The organism is Bradyrhizobium sp. IC3195, from assembly GCF_020193585.1.
Lineage (GTDB): Bacteria > Pseudomonadota > Alphaproteobacteria > Rhizobiales > Xanthobacteraceae > Bradyrhizobium > Bradyrhizobium yuanmingense.
In genome coordinates, this window is sequence record NZ_JADYVG010000012.1 from 1 (window position 1) to 12,829 (window position 12,829).

15 protein-coding genes are annotated in these 12,829 nt (G+C 65.4%); 5 read left to right on the top strand and 10 right to left on the bottom strand.

What is annotated here, in order from left to right:
* Positions 1–148: 148 nt before the first annotated feature.
* From I6F09_RS22185 to I6F09_RS22210, 6 genes are all read right to left on the bottom strand, one after another.
* A complete protein-coding gene (locus I6F09_RS22185; RefSeq protein ID WP_057027389.1) occupies positions 149–451 on the bottom strand; it encodes a copper-binding protein in 303 nt (100 codons plus the stop codon).
* Between the two features lie 17 nt (positions 452–468).
* The gene (locus I6F09_RS22190) at positions 469–924 is read right to left on the bottom strand and encodes a cupredoxin family protein (protein ID WP_225134787.1); all 456 of its coding nucleotides are present in this window, start codon (positions 922–924) and stop codon (positions 469–471) included.
* 32 nt (positions 925–956) lie between these two features.
* The gene (locus I6F09_RS22195) at positions 957–2,291 is read right to left on the bottom strand and encodes a copper oxidase (RefSeq protein WP_225189046.1); all 1,335 of its coding nucleotides are present in this window, start codon (positions 2,289–2,291) and stop codon (positions 957–959) included.
* A gap of 13 nt (positions 2,292–2,304) precedes the next feature.
* Positions 2,305–3,732, bottom strand: a complete 1,428-nt coding sequence (locus I6F09_RS22200; protein ID WP_225189047.1) for a TolC family protein — start codon at positions 3,730–3,732, stop codon at positions 2,305–2,307.
* A 9-nt stretch (positions 3,733–3,741) separates the two neighbouring features.
* The gene (locus I6F09_RS22205; protein WP_225113998.1) at positions 3,742–4,023 is read right to left on the bottom strand and encodes a hypothetical protein; all 282 of its coding nucleotides are present in this window, start codon (positions 4,021–4,023) and stop codon (positions 3,742–3,744) included.
* Between the two features lie 76 nt (positions 4,024–4,099).
* The gene (locus I6F09_RS22210; RefSeq protein ID WP_225113999.1) at positions 4,100–4,546 is read right to left on the bottom strand and encodes a hypothetical protein; all 447 of its coding nucleotides are present in this window, start codon (positions 4,544–4,546) and stop codon (positions 4,100–4,102) included.
* A gap of 121 nt (positions 4,547–4,667) precedes the next feature.
* On the opposite strand from I6F09_RS22210, the gene I6F09_RS22215 reads away from it, so the two are divergent.
* A complete protein-coding gene (locus I6F09_RS22215; RefSeq protein WP_225189111.1) occupies positions 4,668–5,960 on the top strand; it encodes an MFS transporter in 1,293 nt (430 codons plus the stop codon).
* On the opposite strand, the gene I6F09_RS22220 is transcribed toward I6F09_RS22215, so the two are convergent.
* Positions 5,957–6,364, bottom strand: coding sequence for a DUF4864 domain-containing protein (locus I6F09_RS22220; RefSeq protein WP_225189048.1), 408 nt, complete (start codon positions 6,362–6,364; stop codon positions 5,957–5,959). The genes I6F09_RS22215 and I6F09_RS22220 overlap by 4 nt on opposite strands.
* Positions 6,365–6,585: 221 nt before the next feature.
* Between I6F09_RS22220 and I6F09_RS22225 the strand changes: the two genes are divergently transcribed.
* Complete coding sequence (locus tag I6F09_RS22225; protein ID WP_225189049.1) at positions 6,586–6,963, top strand: PRC-barrel domain-containing protein; 378 nt, start codon at positions 6,586–6,588, stop codon at positions 6,961–6,963.
* A gap of 194 nt (positions 6,964–7,157) precedes the next feature.
* Here I6F09_RS22225 and I6F09_RS22230 read toward each other — a convergent pair whose 3' ends face one another.
* The 3 genes from I6F09_RS22230 to I6F09_RS22240 all read right to left on the bottom strand — a co-directional run bounded on the left by I6F09_RS22230 (position 7,158) and on the right by I6F09_RS22240 (position 8,761).
* Entirely contained in the window at positions 7,158–7,373 is a 216-nt protein-coding gene (locus I6F09_RS22230) for a hypothetical protein (protein WP_036011828.1), read from the bottom strand.
* Between the two features lie 321 nt (positions 7,374–7,694).
* Complete coding sequence (locus I6F09_RS22235) at positions 7,695–8,000, bottom strand: hypothetical protein (RefSeq protein ID WP_225189050.1); 306 nt, start codon at positions 7,998–8,000, stop codon at positions 7,695–7,697.
* 128 nt (positions 8,001–8,128) lie between these two features.
* Entirely contained in the window at positions 8,129–8,761 is a 633-nt protein-coding gene (locus I6F09_RS22240) for a TetR/AcrR family transcriptional regulator (RefSeq protein WP_225189051.1), read from the bottom strand.
* Positions 8,762–9,012: 251 nt separating this feature from the next.
* On the opposite strand from I6F09_RS22240, the gene I6F09_RS22245 reads away from it, so the two are divergent.
* From I6F09_RS22245 to I6F09_RS22255, 3 genes are read left to right on the top strand one after another with little or no spacing between them, the layout of a single operon-like run.
* Positions 9,013–9,510 (top strand): (2Fe-2S)-binding protein, encoded by a 498-nt coding sequence (locus I6F09_RS22245; RefSeq protein ID WP_036011822.1) that lies wholly within the window; start codon positions 9,013–9,015, stop codon positions 9,508–9,510.
* Complete coding sequence (locus I6F09_RS22250; RefSeq protein WP_225189052.1) at positions 9,507–10,562, top strand: xanthine dehydrogenase family protein subunit M; 1,056 nt, start codon at positions 9,507–9,509, stop codon at positions 10,560–10,562. The genes I6F09_RS22245 and I6F09_RS22250 overlap by 4 nt, the downstream gene beginning before the upstream one ends.
* Positions 10,555–12,810, top strand: coding sequence for a xanthine dehydrogenase family protein molybdopterin-binding subunit (locus I6F09_RS22255; protein WP_225128762.1), 2,256 nt, complete (start codon positions 10,555–10,557; stop codon positions 12,808–12,810). Before I6F09_RS22250 ends, I6F09_RS22255 begins: the two co-directional genes overlap by 8 nt.
* Positions 12,811–12,829 lie beyond the last annotated feature (19 nt).

Below are 12,829 nucleotides of genomic sequence, written 5' to 3' on the forward strand. Positions count from 1 at the left end.
GACCGGGATGTTTCGGGGGCGGGTTGTCATTCCGGGGCGACGCGGAGCATCGAGCCCGGAATCCATCGGGCCGCAGGTATGGTGGTGAAATGGATTCCGGGCTCGCGCCAAGAGGCGCGCCCCGGAATGACGGGCAGGCGATGCTGCCCTACTTCGCCTTCTGCATCTTGGTCACCGTGTAGCCCGACGCCGCTTCCTCGGCCTCGAAGGTGATCTTGTCGCCGACCTTCACCTGCTTGAGCATGGCGGGATCCTTGACCCGATAGACCATGGTCATGGGGTCCTCCATGCCGAGGCTCTTCGCCGGTCCGTGCTTGAGCGTGATCTTGCCGGCGCCTTCGTCGATCTTCTTCACCTCGCCGCTGATCGCCGCGCCTTCGGCGGCGAGGGTTGCAGTCGCAAGGCCGACGGTCAGCGCCAGCGCCGAAGCGATACGGATGATGCGGTTCATGTGGATCTCCTTTCGTGTTACTTCACGGTGACCTGGCCGACCATGCCGTACTCGCGATGGTCGGGAATGAGGCACGAATATTCGAAGGTGCCGCGTTTGCTGAACTTCCAGAGGATCTCGGTCGTCTTCTTTGGGGCAAGCCGCGCCGCATTAGGCTCGTCGTGCTCCATGTGCGGATGTTTCTTCATCTGGTCCGCATGCGCGAGGTTCTCCTTGGTCGTGGCCAGCAGGAATTCGTGGTCCTCCTTGCCGACATTGCGCAGCACGAATCGGATCTGCTCTCCGCGCTTCACCTCGATTTTCGCGGGCGTGTAGTCCATCTCGTTCATCAGGATTTCGATAGTGCGTGCGGGTTTCTTGGGATCGCCGGGCTCGCCGGCCGAATAGTTTCCGTGCCCGTGCTTGTCGTGCGCAAAGGCCGGCGCGGTCGAAAGTGCAGCCAGCGCGACGGCGAGCTTGATCGTGGTCTTCATCGTAGTCTCCGGTTGGTGGTTCATCGAAACGCTCACATCTTGTGCTTCATCGGCGGACTGCCGGCTTTCTGCCGCGCCGGCTCCGGGGCGGGTGCGGCGACTTCGTAGGCGACGGTGCCTGGCGGGAATTTGTACGGACCAGGATCGCGGTAATCGTCGCGCGCGAGGCCTTCGCGGATCTTCATCACGGTGAACATGCCGCCCATCTCGATCGGCCCGAACTGGCCGGTGCCAGTCATCATCGGCAGCGTGTTGTCGGGCGCGGGCATCTCCATGTTGCCCATCGCCATGCCGGTCGAGCCCATGGCCATGCCGTCGGGCGCGAGCTTGCCGACGGCCTTGGCGAGGTCCTTGCGTGATACGCCGATCAGGTTGCGCACGTCGTGGCCCATCGAATTCATGGTGTGGTGCGACTTGTGGCAATGGAACGCCCAGTCCCCGGGATTGTCGGCGAGCACGTCGAACACCCTGATGGCGCCGACCGGGACGTCGGTGGTCGTCTCCGGGATCTGCGCGCTCTCCTGAATCCAGCCGCCATCGGTGCAGGTCACCGCGAAGCTGTGGCCATGCAAATGAATCGGATGGTTGGTCATGCTGAGATTGCCGATGCGCACGCGCACCTTGTCGCCGAGCCTGACCGGCAGCGGATCGATTCCGGGAAAGACCCGCGCGTTCCAGGTCCACATGTTGAAGTCCGTCATCTCGTTGACGTGCGGCAGATAGGTGCCGGGGTCGACGCGATAGGTGCTCATCACGAACACGAAGTCGCGGTCGACGGCGCGGAAACTCGGGTCGCGCGGGTGCACGATGAACATGCCCATCATGCCCATCGCCATCTGCACCATCTCGTCGGAATGCGGGTGGTACATGAAGGTTCCGCTCTTTTTCATCTCGAATTCGTAGACGAAGGTCTTGCCGGGCTGGATGTGCGGCTGGTTCAATCCGCCGACGCCGTCCATGCCGCTCGGGATGATCATGCCGTGCCAGTGCACCGTGGTGTATTCGGGTAAGCGGTTGGTGACGAAGATGCGCACCTTGTCGCCCTCGACGGCCTCGATGGTCGGGCCCGGCGATTGCCCGTTGTAGCCCCACAAATTCACCTTCATTCCTTCCGCGAACTCGCGCACCACCGGCTCGGCGACGAGATGGAATTCCTTCCAGTCGCCGTTCATGCGGAACGGCAGCGACCAGCCGTTCAGCGTGACCACGGGTCGGTAGTCAGGGCCGCTGCTCGGATGCAGCGGCGGCTGCATCACCACCTTGTCCATGGTGGGTGCTTCCGGAATCGACGCGGCCTGGACGCGTCCTTGAATGGCCGATGCGCCGACAAGCGCGGCGGTGCCTAAAAATCCTCGGCGGGAAAACATCTTGGCCTCCGTCTCAGTGGCCGCCGCCTTCGGCAGGAGCTGCCGCGGCAACGGTGGTTGGATTGTCGGCGCCGCCGGCGGGCAGACCGCCGCCGTTGACCGCGGTCTGCAGATCGGCCTGGGCGAGGAAGAATCTCTGCCTGGCGTCGATCGCGCCGCGCAGCGCCGCGAGGCGCTGCCGCGCTTCGGTGAGCAGCGCGAAGATGTCGACCTGCATGCTGGAGAAGCGCAGCTGCATCTCCTCGGTGATGATCTTGCGCAACGGGATGATCTCGCGCTGGTAATGGCCGGCGATGTCGTAGGTGGAGCGGTAGACGCGATAGGCGTCGCGCGCCTCGGACCGCACATTGACGGCCCGCTCGGTCAGGCGGTTGAAGGCGAGGTTGTAGGTCTCGGCGGCTTGGCGCACGCGCACCTCGCCGCCGTCGAAAATCGGAATCTGGAACTGCAAGTCGAAGCCGCGCTCGCGGAACGGCGGCCCTTCCGGATCCTGGGTGCGACGGGAGATGCCGGCGAGATCGAGCAGCGTCACGAAGCGCGTCGCCTCGGTGAGGTTCAGCGCCTTCGCCAGCGCGGCCAGCTCCAGCCGCGCGATCTGCAGGTCGATCCGATGCGCCACCGCGTCGGCTTCGATCGTGGGAAGGGTTAGCGGCCGGCGCGGCAACGGCGGCAGCTGATTGGGCAGGCGGAAGTCGAGACCGTCGTCCCAGAGCCCCATCAGGCGCGCCAGCCTTTCGCGCGCGCTTCCCGCCATCTGCCGCGCGGTGGCGAGGTCTGCGGTGGTCTCGGCATAGAACACCTGCTCGCGCGCTTGGTCGAGCTTGTTGAGCGAGCCGGTCTCGCCGAGCTTGAGCGCGAGCTGTGCGGTCGATTCCGCCGTCGCCTTTGCGTCGGTCAGCAGCCCCACCATCTCGTTGGCGGCAACCGCACGGACATAGGCGCGGCGAACGTCCGAGGCGAGCCGCAGCGTCGCCAGCGCGGCGCGCAGCTGCGCACCACGGAAGCGTTCGCGGGCGATCTCGGACCGGAACGGCAGGGTGGCGAGCGCGAGGATGTCGCCGACCACTTGGCGTTCGATCTCGCTGGCGCCATTGCCGGTGATGCGAGAGACTGCGAACACCGGATTGGCCGGCAGGCTCTGCTCGACCAGCTCGGTCTCCGCCAGCGCCAGCTCGTTGTAGGCGGCCTCCAGTCCCTTGTTGTTGAGTAGTGCGATCTGCACGGCGGCGTCGACGCTGAGCGTGCGCGAGAGCAGCTGGCGGACGCGGGCATCGACCGCGGCGGCACCCTCGGCCGAGCGCACGAAGGCGACGTCCTTGTTGATGGCCTGGCTCGTCAGATCGGAGACCGCGCTCATGCCGCTGTCGGGCGAGAACGCGGCGCAGCCGGAAAGTCCGAGCGCGGCGAGCACGAGCAGGCCTCGCGCAAAATGCTGTGACATGGCGCGCTCCTACCGCTCTTGCTTCGGCTGCGGCGTCACCGCCTCGTTGCGGCCACGCCAGGGTGCCGGGGTCGCAGGCCGCAGGCTGGTATAGGGCGCGATGGTCGAGCGATAGCCGATTGGGGCCACCTTCGCCGCCGGATCTGCGGGATCCGCGCTGGCCATGTGCGTCGTTGTCGGCACGCAGCCGGACAGCGTCGGCCCGGCAAAGGCCAGCAGCAGCCAAGTGAAACGTGAGTGTCGATCACCCACCGCGGATGCGGCAGATTTCGCCCCGGAAAGCGCAACCATGTCTTAATTCCTGATCTGGAGACCACAGGTTCGCGCGCGCAAAAGCGCGCATCGAAACCGACGCCGTCATGTCAGATCAGGCGATGGGGGGACGGTAGTGCTGGGGCGGCGCCGCGCTGTGCAGGCTGGGCACGATCTCGGGCGCACAGGTCGACATCGGCCGGAGCGGCGTGGCGACGCTGGGCAGATCGGCCGGCAGCGCGCTGACGCACATCATCGCACAGCAGGGGCCCGCTGTTCCCTTGCCGTCGTGATGCTTCGGAGCAGGTGCGTCCTTCGCAGCGGTCTCCGAAGGGGTTCCCGCGTGCTCGTGCGGAATATCGCCAGGGTTCGCTGCCATATCATGGCTCGCAGCCATATGGTGATGCGCCGGAACGAGGTCAGCCTGGGCATCGTCGCCGAGGCAGGGCGCAGCACTGCCCCAGGCGAGGCTTGCGGCCGGCGCGAGCACGCAGAACAGATAGGCGAGGGCGATGATCCGCCCCACCCTGATCCGCATCGATCGCGTCAATCGCATCAACATTCCGCTGATAGGCTCCTCGCGCGGCAATGTTGCACACGCTTGTTGCAAACTAATGGCAAAAGACGCATTCGCCAAGAGCTTATTACCGCAGCGCACCGCGCATGCCCAATATCGCGGCAAGATGGTTGACCATGCGGCGGCCCGCGAACATGGTCCTGCCGTGCACGCGCCAAATCATCCAGGGCAAACACCTGACGCCTTCACCCCTGACTCCCGTCAGGCCTGGGTGCGGCTCGTCATTGCGCTCCTGATCGGCTCGATCGGGGCCGTCGGCATGTGGGCAGTCGTGGTCGTGATTCCGATCGTGCAGGTCGAGTTCGCTGCCACGCGCGGCGCAGTGTCGCTGGCTTTCACCCTCATGATGTTCGGGTTCGGGCTTGGCGGCGTGATCGCCGGCAAGATCACCGACCGATTCGGCATCGTTCCGGCGATGGCGATCAGCATCGCCTTCCTCGGCGTTGCCAACGTGCTCGCGGGCCTGTCGGGCCAGCTGTGGCAGTTCGTGGCGGCTTATTTCTTCATCGGGCTCGGCACCTCCGCCACCTTCGCGCCGCTGATGGCCGAAGCCTCGCACTGGTTCGAGCGCTATCGCGGTCTTGCCGTGACCATCGTCGCCAGCGGCAATTATGTCGCCGGCGCGATGTGGCCGCCGATCGTGAGCTGGGGCGCGCAGGAGATCGGCTGGCGCTACACCCATATCGGCATCGGCATCGTCTGCGCCGGCCTGATGACGGTGCTGGTGCTGATCCTGCGCGCGCAGATGGGCCGCGACACCGTCCACGACCATGCCAACGCGCCGCCGCCGCGGGTCGATCTCCGGCTGTCGACGAATACGCTGACGGTGCTGCTCTCGATCGCCAGCATCTCCTGCTGCGTGGCGATGGCGATGCCGCAGGTGCACATCGTCGCCTATTGCGGCGATCTAGGTTACGGCGTCGCGCGCGGCGCCGAGATGCTGTCCTTGATGATGGGCTGCGGCATCGTCAGCCGGATCGGCTCGGGCTACCTCGCCGACAAGATCGGCGGCATCTACACGCTGCTGGTGGGATCGCTGGCGCAGGGCTTTGCGCTCGTGTTCTATCTGTTCTTCGACAGCCTGACCTCGCTCTATCTGATCTCCGCGATGTTTGGCCTGTTCCAGGGCGGCATCGTGCCGAGCTATGCCATCATCGTGCGCGAGGCGATGCCGGCGAGCGAGGCCGCGACCCGCGTCGGCATCGTGATCTTTGCGTCCGTGTTCGGCATGTCCTTCGGCGGCTGGGTGTCCGGCGTCATCTTCGATGCCACCGGCTCGTATGCCGCAGCGTTCGCCAACGGCGTCGCCTGGAATGCGCTGAACATCGGCATCGTCGTGCTGCTCTTGATCCGCGCGCGGACGGGCTCGGTCAAGACCGGCCCGGGCTTTGCCACCTAAACCGCCTGTCCCGCCTTCAGCAGCGAGCAGCCGGTGATCTTGTAGCTGCCGTCGCCCTGCTGCTCGAGCGTGTAGAGTGCCACCCAGGCCTCGCCATTGGCATCGACGATATGGACGCGCTGGGCGATCCAGCCGCCATCGCTCTTGCTCTCGCCGAATTCGAAGCTCTTGTGACGATAGACCGGCGCGTAGCCGTTCTGCACCATGGACATGAAGATGTCGGGCGCGGGAAAGATCTCCTTGATCGCCGGCGCCGCATAGGAATAAGCCGCCGCAGCATCGTCGCGAACGAAGGCCTGCTCCTGGGCGCGGATGATGCTCTGGGCAGCCGCGACATCGCCGGCAAAAGCTGAATGATGACAGGCAACAATGATGAGAGCGACCAGCAAGGCTGCGATGCGCATGACAGGCTCCGCGTTGAATACCCGGCGAAGGCGATCCTAGCACATCTGTGCCGCCAGGGCGTGTACTCAGATATCACGCGCTGGGTTTGAACGCTCCAGATGCCGACTCATCCGGGACAGCGGCGCAACAGCAGGCAGCTGCGACATGTTCTCCTAAGGCAGGAACGGCTCCGCGATGGCCGAGTTAAGCCGGCAAAACCACCTTACCAAGGAGCAAAGTCATGGCCCGTGCAACAGCACATCCGGATCATCACTGCATCTCAAGCGAGGACATTGAGGGAACCGAGGTTTATGGAGCAGATGGGACGAATATCGGCGAGATTGATCACCTCATCATCGACAAGGTGTCAGGCCGCGTGGCTTATGCGGTCATGAGCTTTGGTGGATTTGCGGGCTTGGGTCACAGCCACTACCCGATTCCCTGGGGCGCTCTGAAATATGACACGTCGCTTGACGGTTTCCGAACCAATATCACCGAGCAACAACTGAGGGATGCGCCTGAGTTCAGCGATGACTCCTGGGAAGATCGAGACTGGGAAACGCGAACTCACCGGTATTATGGAACGCCAACCTACTGGGAAGGGCGAGGTGGCCTATAACGCCAGCGGCGCGTCAGGACAGCTGAACTGACGGCGGCACAAACATCAGAGGTCGTGCAAGTCGCCGATCGGCCAGAAGCTGATTCCTGCGTCGCGTTGAAATGGCGCTACCCTGTTTAGTGCCGATGGCGAGATCATACTGCGCCATAGTTGGCGTTTTGATCGACGGGATGTTCGAAAGCACGGGCCGAGAGCTACGGTATCAGCTCTCTCAAAATGTGATCGCGGTGCGCGAGGTGCCGCGCCAGTGTCAGCCGAAATGTTTCGCCGATAGCGCGAGCCAAGCTCGTGTCGTGCCCCGAAAGCTCAAGGTCCGCAATTCGAACCTCCTGCTCGGAAAGGTGTCGGTCGGCCAGTGAAATGTGCTCTTCGGCTTCCGCCAGATGGCGAAGCGCCATGGCGCGATCCATTTGTCGCTCCCATGCATAGATGCAGGCGGGAGCACGATTGGTCTCTCAGCCACCGACGCCTACGGCACGGCCTTGGCCGGTGATGACAGGCAAGTTATCTCAGCAAACTCGGCGCAGCAATCCTTTGAAGTTGCTCTAATCAGAGCGGTTACGGATCTGCGACAGGTCGGTTCGCGCTCCAGCAAGTCCTGCTGCACGGCCATGGCTCGCCATTGCCGGGCGGCTTCGCGCAGGCTATGGGCCACCACGTTGTCGCGCGTTAGATCAGCAAGCTTTTCGCGTCCATCGGCTCGCTCTAGCATCTGGTCTGGCCAGCATTGTCTAATCCGGTTTTCCGATGAGGCCGATATGCCTGCCACGGCCCGGAAGTGCATTCAGGTGTGTTAATGAAGTCTCTACGTTCTTGGAAACGGCTCGCGGCTTGAACGCTGCGCCACCCTGGTCAACTTTTGTTTCGTCCTCATTCGGAAACGGCTCTTGAGTCTTACGGCCTAGAAACGTATCCGGCTTTGGACAGCGTTGAAGCACCTCGGTCGCCTCCGCCACGACCTCGCGGGCACGTTGAAGCGCCAGACGATCCTGTCTGAGCGAATTGGTGAGCCGGGGCAAATTGAGAACTGGCGCCATGCCTGAACCTGCCATGTCGCAAGTCGAAGCGATGTATCAAATGATCGTTTAAATCGGATTAGGTGACAACAGTTCCATGTTTAGCGAAGTCCGCTCGGGGTCAGCGGCTCCCATCGGCAAGCTCCAGCCTAGCGCTTTCGCTTCGTCGCAGGCTTTGTCGTCATCGACGAGCGGGCCTTGCTGGGCGGCGGCACGCGCAAGCCGTCGACGAACACGTCGAGCAGACGCAGCGCCGTCGCCTGCCAACCGGGCTGGTCGTGCACGTAGCACATGCCGAAGAAGGCGCGCAGCAGATCCTCCGGGTTGATGTCGGCGCGCATCTCGCCGGCTGCGATGGCGCGGTCCAGCAGCGAGCCGATCGCCTTGGTCAGACGCTCGAAGGAGAAGGCATGCAGCTCCGACCCGCTCTGCACCGCGAGCGCCAGCGCTGCCATCATCCCCTTCTTGGTCGCAACAAACTCGACCCCTGAGCGCAGCCAGCGCCGCAGCGCCTCGACCGGATCCTTGGCATTCTTCAACTGCTCGGCCAGCTCGCTGAGCTGCTCGACCTCGCGGCGGTACACCGCCTCGAACAAGGCCTCGCGCGTCGGAAAATGCCGATACAGCGTGCCGATGCCGACCCCGGCGCGCTTGGCCACCGCTTCCAGGCTCGCCTCCGAACCGCCCGCGCTGAACACCAGCTTTGCCGCTTCGAGCACGCGCTCGCGATTGCGCACGGCATCGGCGCGGGGTTTGCGGGTCTGGTCGGTGTGGTCGTCCATGGCGCGCAATGTAGATCACGAATTGGTTAGATTGAACCCTCGCCGGACCCGCGCAGGGCTGCATCGCGTTGGTGACGCACGCGCTTTTGACGAATTCCAGATTTTTCCGCACCGGCCTTGTTAAGCGGAGGCTGCCTCCGTATCTTCGATCGAGCGTCGGCCGCATCGTGTTCGGCCGGCGCTATTCGACGGCGGCCACGGCGATGGCGCGCTGCGCGATGACTCATGTCCAAATCTGATCGGAGCCTTGTATGAACCACTCCATCAGCCTCACCGTGAACGGTGCGCGGCGCGATTTCGTCCTCGACGATCCGCGCGTCACGCTGCTCGATCTCCTGCGTGAGCGCCTTCATCTGACCGGAACCAAGAAGGGGTGCGACCGCGGCCAATGCGGCGCCTGCACCATCCTGGTCGACGGCAAGCGCATCAATTCCTGCCTCGCGCTCGCCATCAGCCATGACGGGGCCGACATCCTCACCATCGAAGGCCTCGCGCGCGGCGACCAGCTCCATCCCGTGCAGGCCGCCTTCATCGCACATGACGGCTTTCAATGCGGCTTCTGCACGCCGGGCCAGATCATGAGCGCGATCGGCATGATCAGAGAAGGCCAGGCCGGCAACGATCCCGAGCGCGTCCGCGAATGCATGAGCGGCAATCTGTGCCGCTGCGGCGCTTACGTCGGCATCGTCGATGCCGTGCTGGACGCGCAAGGACAGATGGACGAGACCAATCAGAGGCGCTCCGCATGAAACCGTTCGATTATGTCAGGCCGGCCACGGTCACTGAAGCCGTTGCGGCGGCGGCCCAGCCCGGCGCGGTCTACCTCGCAGCCGGCACCAACCTGCTCGACCTGATGAAGGGTGGCATCAGCCGTCCGGACCGGCTGGTCGACGTCACGCGTCTCGATGGGCTCGATCAGATCGAGACTCTCGCGGACGGGTCTTTGCGCATCGGCGCGCTGGTGCGCAATGCCGACCTCGCGCATGATGCGGAGTTCGCGCGGTCCTATCCCGCAGTGGCCGAAGCGCTGCTCTCGGGAGCGTCGGCTCAATTGCGCAATGCCGCCACCGTCGGCGGCAATTTGTTGCAACGGACGCGTTGCGCGTATTTCTACGACACTGCCAGCCGCTGCAACAAGCAGGCGCCGGGCTCCGGCTGCGACGCGCGCGACGGCGACAACCGCAGCCATGCCGTGCTCGGCTGGAGCGAGAGCTGCATCGCCACACACCCCTCGGATTTCTGCGTGCCGCTGGTCGCGCTCGATGCCATCGTCGAGATCGAGGGCAGGGGCGGCCGGCGCGAGGTCGCGCTCGACGAGCTGCACCGCCTGCCCGGCGATGCGCCCGAGCGCGAGTCGGTGCTCGAGCCCGGCGATCTCATCGTCGCGGTGCGCCTGCCGCCTGCCGCACGCGGCTTTGCCGCGCATGCGCGTTACCTCAAGGTGCGCGAGCGCACCTCCTATGCCTTTGCCGTCGTCTCGGCCGCGGCTGCGCTGCGGATCGAGAACGGCAGAATCGCACAGGCGCGGCTCGCGCTCGGCGGCGTCGCCGCAAAGCCCTGGCGCGCCCGTGCAGCGGAAGACGTCCTCAAGGGCGTCGCGCCGACCGCCGACGCGTTCCAGGAGGCAGCCCTGCGTGCGCTCGAGGGCGCGAAGCCATCGGGCGACAACGCCTTCAAGATCGAGCTCGCGCGCCGCATCGTCGTGCGCGCGCTGACCTTGGCCGCCGCCGGGACGCCTGCGCGTATCCCCGCGCTGCCGGCCTCTCCCTTCGCCTCGACCTCCGGAGCCGTCCATGTCTGAGCTCAATTTGACCAGTGCGCCCGCACATCTCAGGCACGGCTCGAATATCGGCCAGCCGCTGACCCGCCGCGACGGCATCCTCAAGGTGACGGGGCAGGCGAGCTATGCTGCGGACAATCATCCGCCCGGCATGCTGTTTGCCGTGATGGCCGTCTCGAGCATTGCGCGGGGCCGTGTGGTCTCGCTCGATGTCGCTGCCGCAAAACGCCATCCCGGCGTCGTCGACGTCATGACGCCCGATCACAAGCCAGCGCTCGCGATCGACCCCGACCTCAAGACCAATCCGTTCGTATTCCGGATGGAGGTGTTGCAGAGCAATGAGGTCCGCTACGCCAATCAGGCGATTGCGGTCGTGATCGCTGAAACGCTGGAGGCCGCGACGGAAGGCGCCGCGCTGCTGGCCCCACGTTACGAGGTGCAGCCTGCGCTGGTCGGCCTCGATGCCGGCGAGAGCTTCGTGCCGCCGGTCGTCGGCGTCGGTAATCCCACGCAAAGCCATCGCGGCGATGTCGAGGCGGGCCTCGCCGCGGCCGACAAGCAGATCGACGCGATCTACGAGACGCCGCCGCAATATCACAATGCCATGGAGCCGCACGCGATCGTGGCGCGCTGGGAGGGTGACAAGCTCTTCTTGGACACGCCGAGCCAGGCCATGGTGATGGCTCGCGGCCGCGTCGCCGAGCTGTTTGGCCTCGCGCCGGAGAAGATTCACATCCGCAGCCCGTTCCTCGGCGGCGGCTTCGGCTCGAAGGGCTTCCTGACCGGGCCGCAGATCCTCGGCGTGATGGCGGCGAAGCTGGTCGGCAGGCCAGTCAAGCTGGTGCTCCGCCGCGAGCAGATGTATGGCCCGGTCGGCCACCGGGCGCCGACGCGCCAACGCCTGCGCCTCGGCGCCGATGGCGAGGGCCGCCTGACTGCGCTCGATCATCACGCGCGAACCGTGTCGAGCACCTTCGACGATTTCTACGAGCCCGCCGCCGATGCCTCGCACACGCTCTACGCGGCGCCCGCGATCCGCACCTCGCACGATGCCGTGCGCGTCAACACCGGCACGCCGCTGTTCATGCGCGCGCCGGGCGAGGCGACCGGCTCGATCGCGCTCGAGAGCGCGATCGACGAGATGGCCTGGGCCTGCGGCATGGATCCGCTCGCTTTCCGCCTGAAGAACTACGCCGAGGTCGAGCCGATGACGGGGCGGCCGTTCTCCTCCAAGGCGCTGCGCGCCTGCTACGAGCAGGGCGCCTCGCGCTTCGGCTGGGCCAAGCGTCCGCTGCAGCCGCGGCAGATGCGCGACGATGCCGGCCTTCTGGTCGGCTGGGGCATGGGTACGGCGACCTTCCCGGCGCTGATGTTCCAGGCCGAGGCGCGCGCGGCGATCCGCCGCGACGGCTCCGGCGTGATGGAGATCGGCGCGCATGACATGGGGCAGGGCGCCTGGACGGCGCTGGCGCAGATCGCGGCCGATTCCGTTGGTCTCGACATCGACCGCCTCGACTTCAGGTCCGGCACGTCCGACCTGCCCGATGCCGGCATCGCCGGCGGCTCGGCGCACACGGCAACCGCAGGCGCTGCGATCCACAGCGCCGGTGCCGCCGTGATCGGAAAGCTCGCCGATCTCGCCACAAGCGACGAGCGCTCGCCGCTGTTCGGCGCCGGCAATGCCGGCGTGATCGCGCGCGACGGCAGGCTGATCCGCCGCGACGATGAGAGCCGCAGCGAGAGCTATGCCGGGATTCTGGCGCGCGCGGGCGTTGCCGAAGTGGAGGCGCGCGGCACCGGCGCGCCGAACCCTGCGGCGATGGAGCAATATGCGATGCATGCCCATGGCGCGGTGTTCGCCGAGGTGAAGGTCGATCCCGAGCTCGGCCAGGTTCGCCTCACCCGCATGATCGGCGCCTTCGCCGCCGGGCGCATCGTCAATCCGCGCATGGTGCAGAGCCAGTTGTTCGGCGGCATGATCTGGGGCCTGTCCTTCGCGCTGCACGAGGCGGCGATCACAGACCGCCGCAGCGGGCGGATCATGAACGCCAATCTCGGCGAGTACCACATCCCCGTGAACGCCGACGTGCCGCCGCTCGACGTCATCACCGTCGAGGAGCACGATCCGCACGTGAATGCGCTCGGCATCAAGGGTGTCGGCGAGATCGGCATCACCGGCAGCGCCGGCGCGGTCGCCAACGCGGTCTGGCACGCCACCGGCGTGCGCGTCCGCAACTTTCCGATCCGGATCGAGGAACTGCTGACGTAGCTCTAGCTCTTCCGAAACA

What these genes read in the sequence shown, in the direction of transcription:
- I6F09_RS22230 (WP_036011828.1), bottom strand. Translation starts at nt 7,373, where the DNA reads ATGGATCGCGCCATGGCGCTTCGCCATCTGGCGGAAGCCGAAGAGCAC.
- I6F09_RS22240 (WP_225189051.1), bottom strand. Translation starts at nt 8,761, where the DNA reads ATGGACGACCACACCGACCAGACCCGCAAACCCCGCGCCGATGCCGTG.
- I6F09_RS22190 (WP_225134787.1), bottom strand. Translation starts at nt 924, where the DNA reads ATGAAGACCACGATCAAGCTCGCCGTCGCGCTGGCTGCACTTTCGACC.
- I6F09_RS22195 (WP_225189046.1), bottom strand. Translation starts at nt 2,291, where the DNA reads ATGTTTTCCCGCCGAGGATTTTTAGGCACCGCCGCGCTTGTCGGCGCA.
- I6F09_RS22235 (WP_225189050.1), bottom strand. Translation starts at nt 8,000, where the DNA reads ATGGCGCCAGTTCTCAATTTGCCCCGGCTCACCAATTCGCTCAGACAG.
- I6F09_RS22200 (WP_225189047.1), bottom strand. Translation starts at nt 3,732, where the DNA reads ATGTCACAGCATTTTGCGCGAGGCCTGCTCGTGCTCGCCGCGCTCGGA.
- I6F09_RS22225 (WP_225189049.1), top strand. Translation starts at nt 6,586, where the DNA reads ATGGCCCGTGCAACAGCACATCCGGATCATCACTGCATCTCAAGCGAG.
- I6F09_RS22245 (WP_036011822.1), top strand. Translation starts at nt 9,013, where the DNA reads ATGAACCACTCCATCAGCCTCACCGTGAACGGTGCGCGGCGCGATTTC.
- I6F09_RS22250 (WP_225189052.1), top strand. Translation starts at nt 9,507, where the DNA reads ATGAAACCGTTCGATTATGTCAGGCCGGCCACGGTCACTGAAGCCGTT.
- I6F09_RS22220 (WP_225189048.1), bottom strand. Translation starts at nt 6,364, where the DNA reads ATGCGCATCGCAGCCTTGCTGGTCGCTCTCATCATTGTTGCCTGTCAT.
- I6F09_RS22215 (WP_225189111.1), top strand. Translation starts at nt 4,668, where the DNA reads ATGGTTGACCATGCGGCGGCCCGCGAACATGGTCCTGCCGTGCACGCG.
- I6F09_RS22255 (WP_225128762.1), top strand. Translation starts at nt 10,555, where the DNA reads ATGTCTGAGCTCAATTTGACCAGTGCGCCCGCACATCTCAGGCACGGC.
- I6F09_RS22210 (WP_225113999.1), bottom strand. Translation starts at nt 4,546, where the DNA reads ATGTTGATGCGATTGACGCGATCGATGCGGATCAGGGTGGGGCGGATC.
- I6F09_RS22185 (WP_057027389.1), bottom strand. Translation starts at nt 451, where the DNA reads ATGAACCGCATCATCCGTATCGCTTCGGCGCTGGCGCTGACCGTCGGC.
- I6F09_RS22205 (WP_225113998.1), bottom strand. Translation starts at nt 4,023, where the DNA reads ATGGTTGCGCTTTCCGGGGCGAAATCTGCCGCATCCGCGGTGGGTGAT.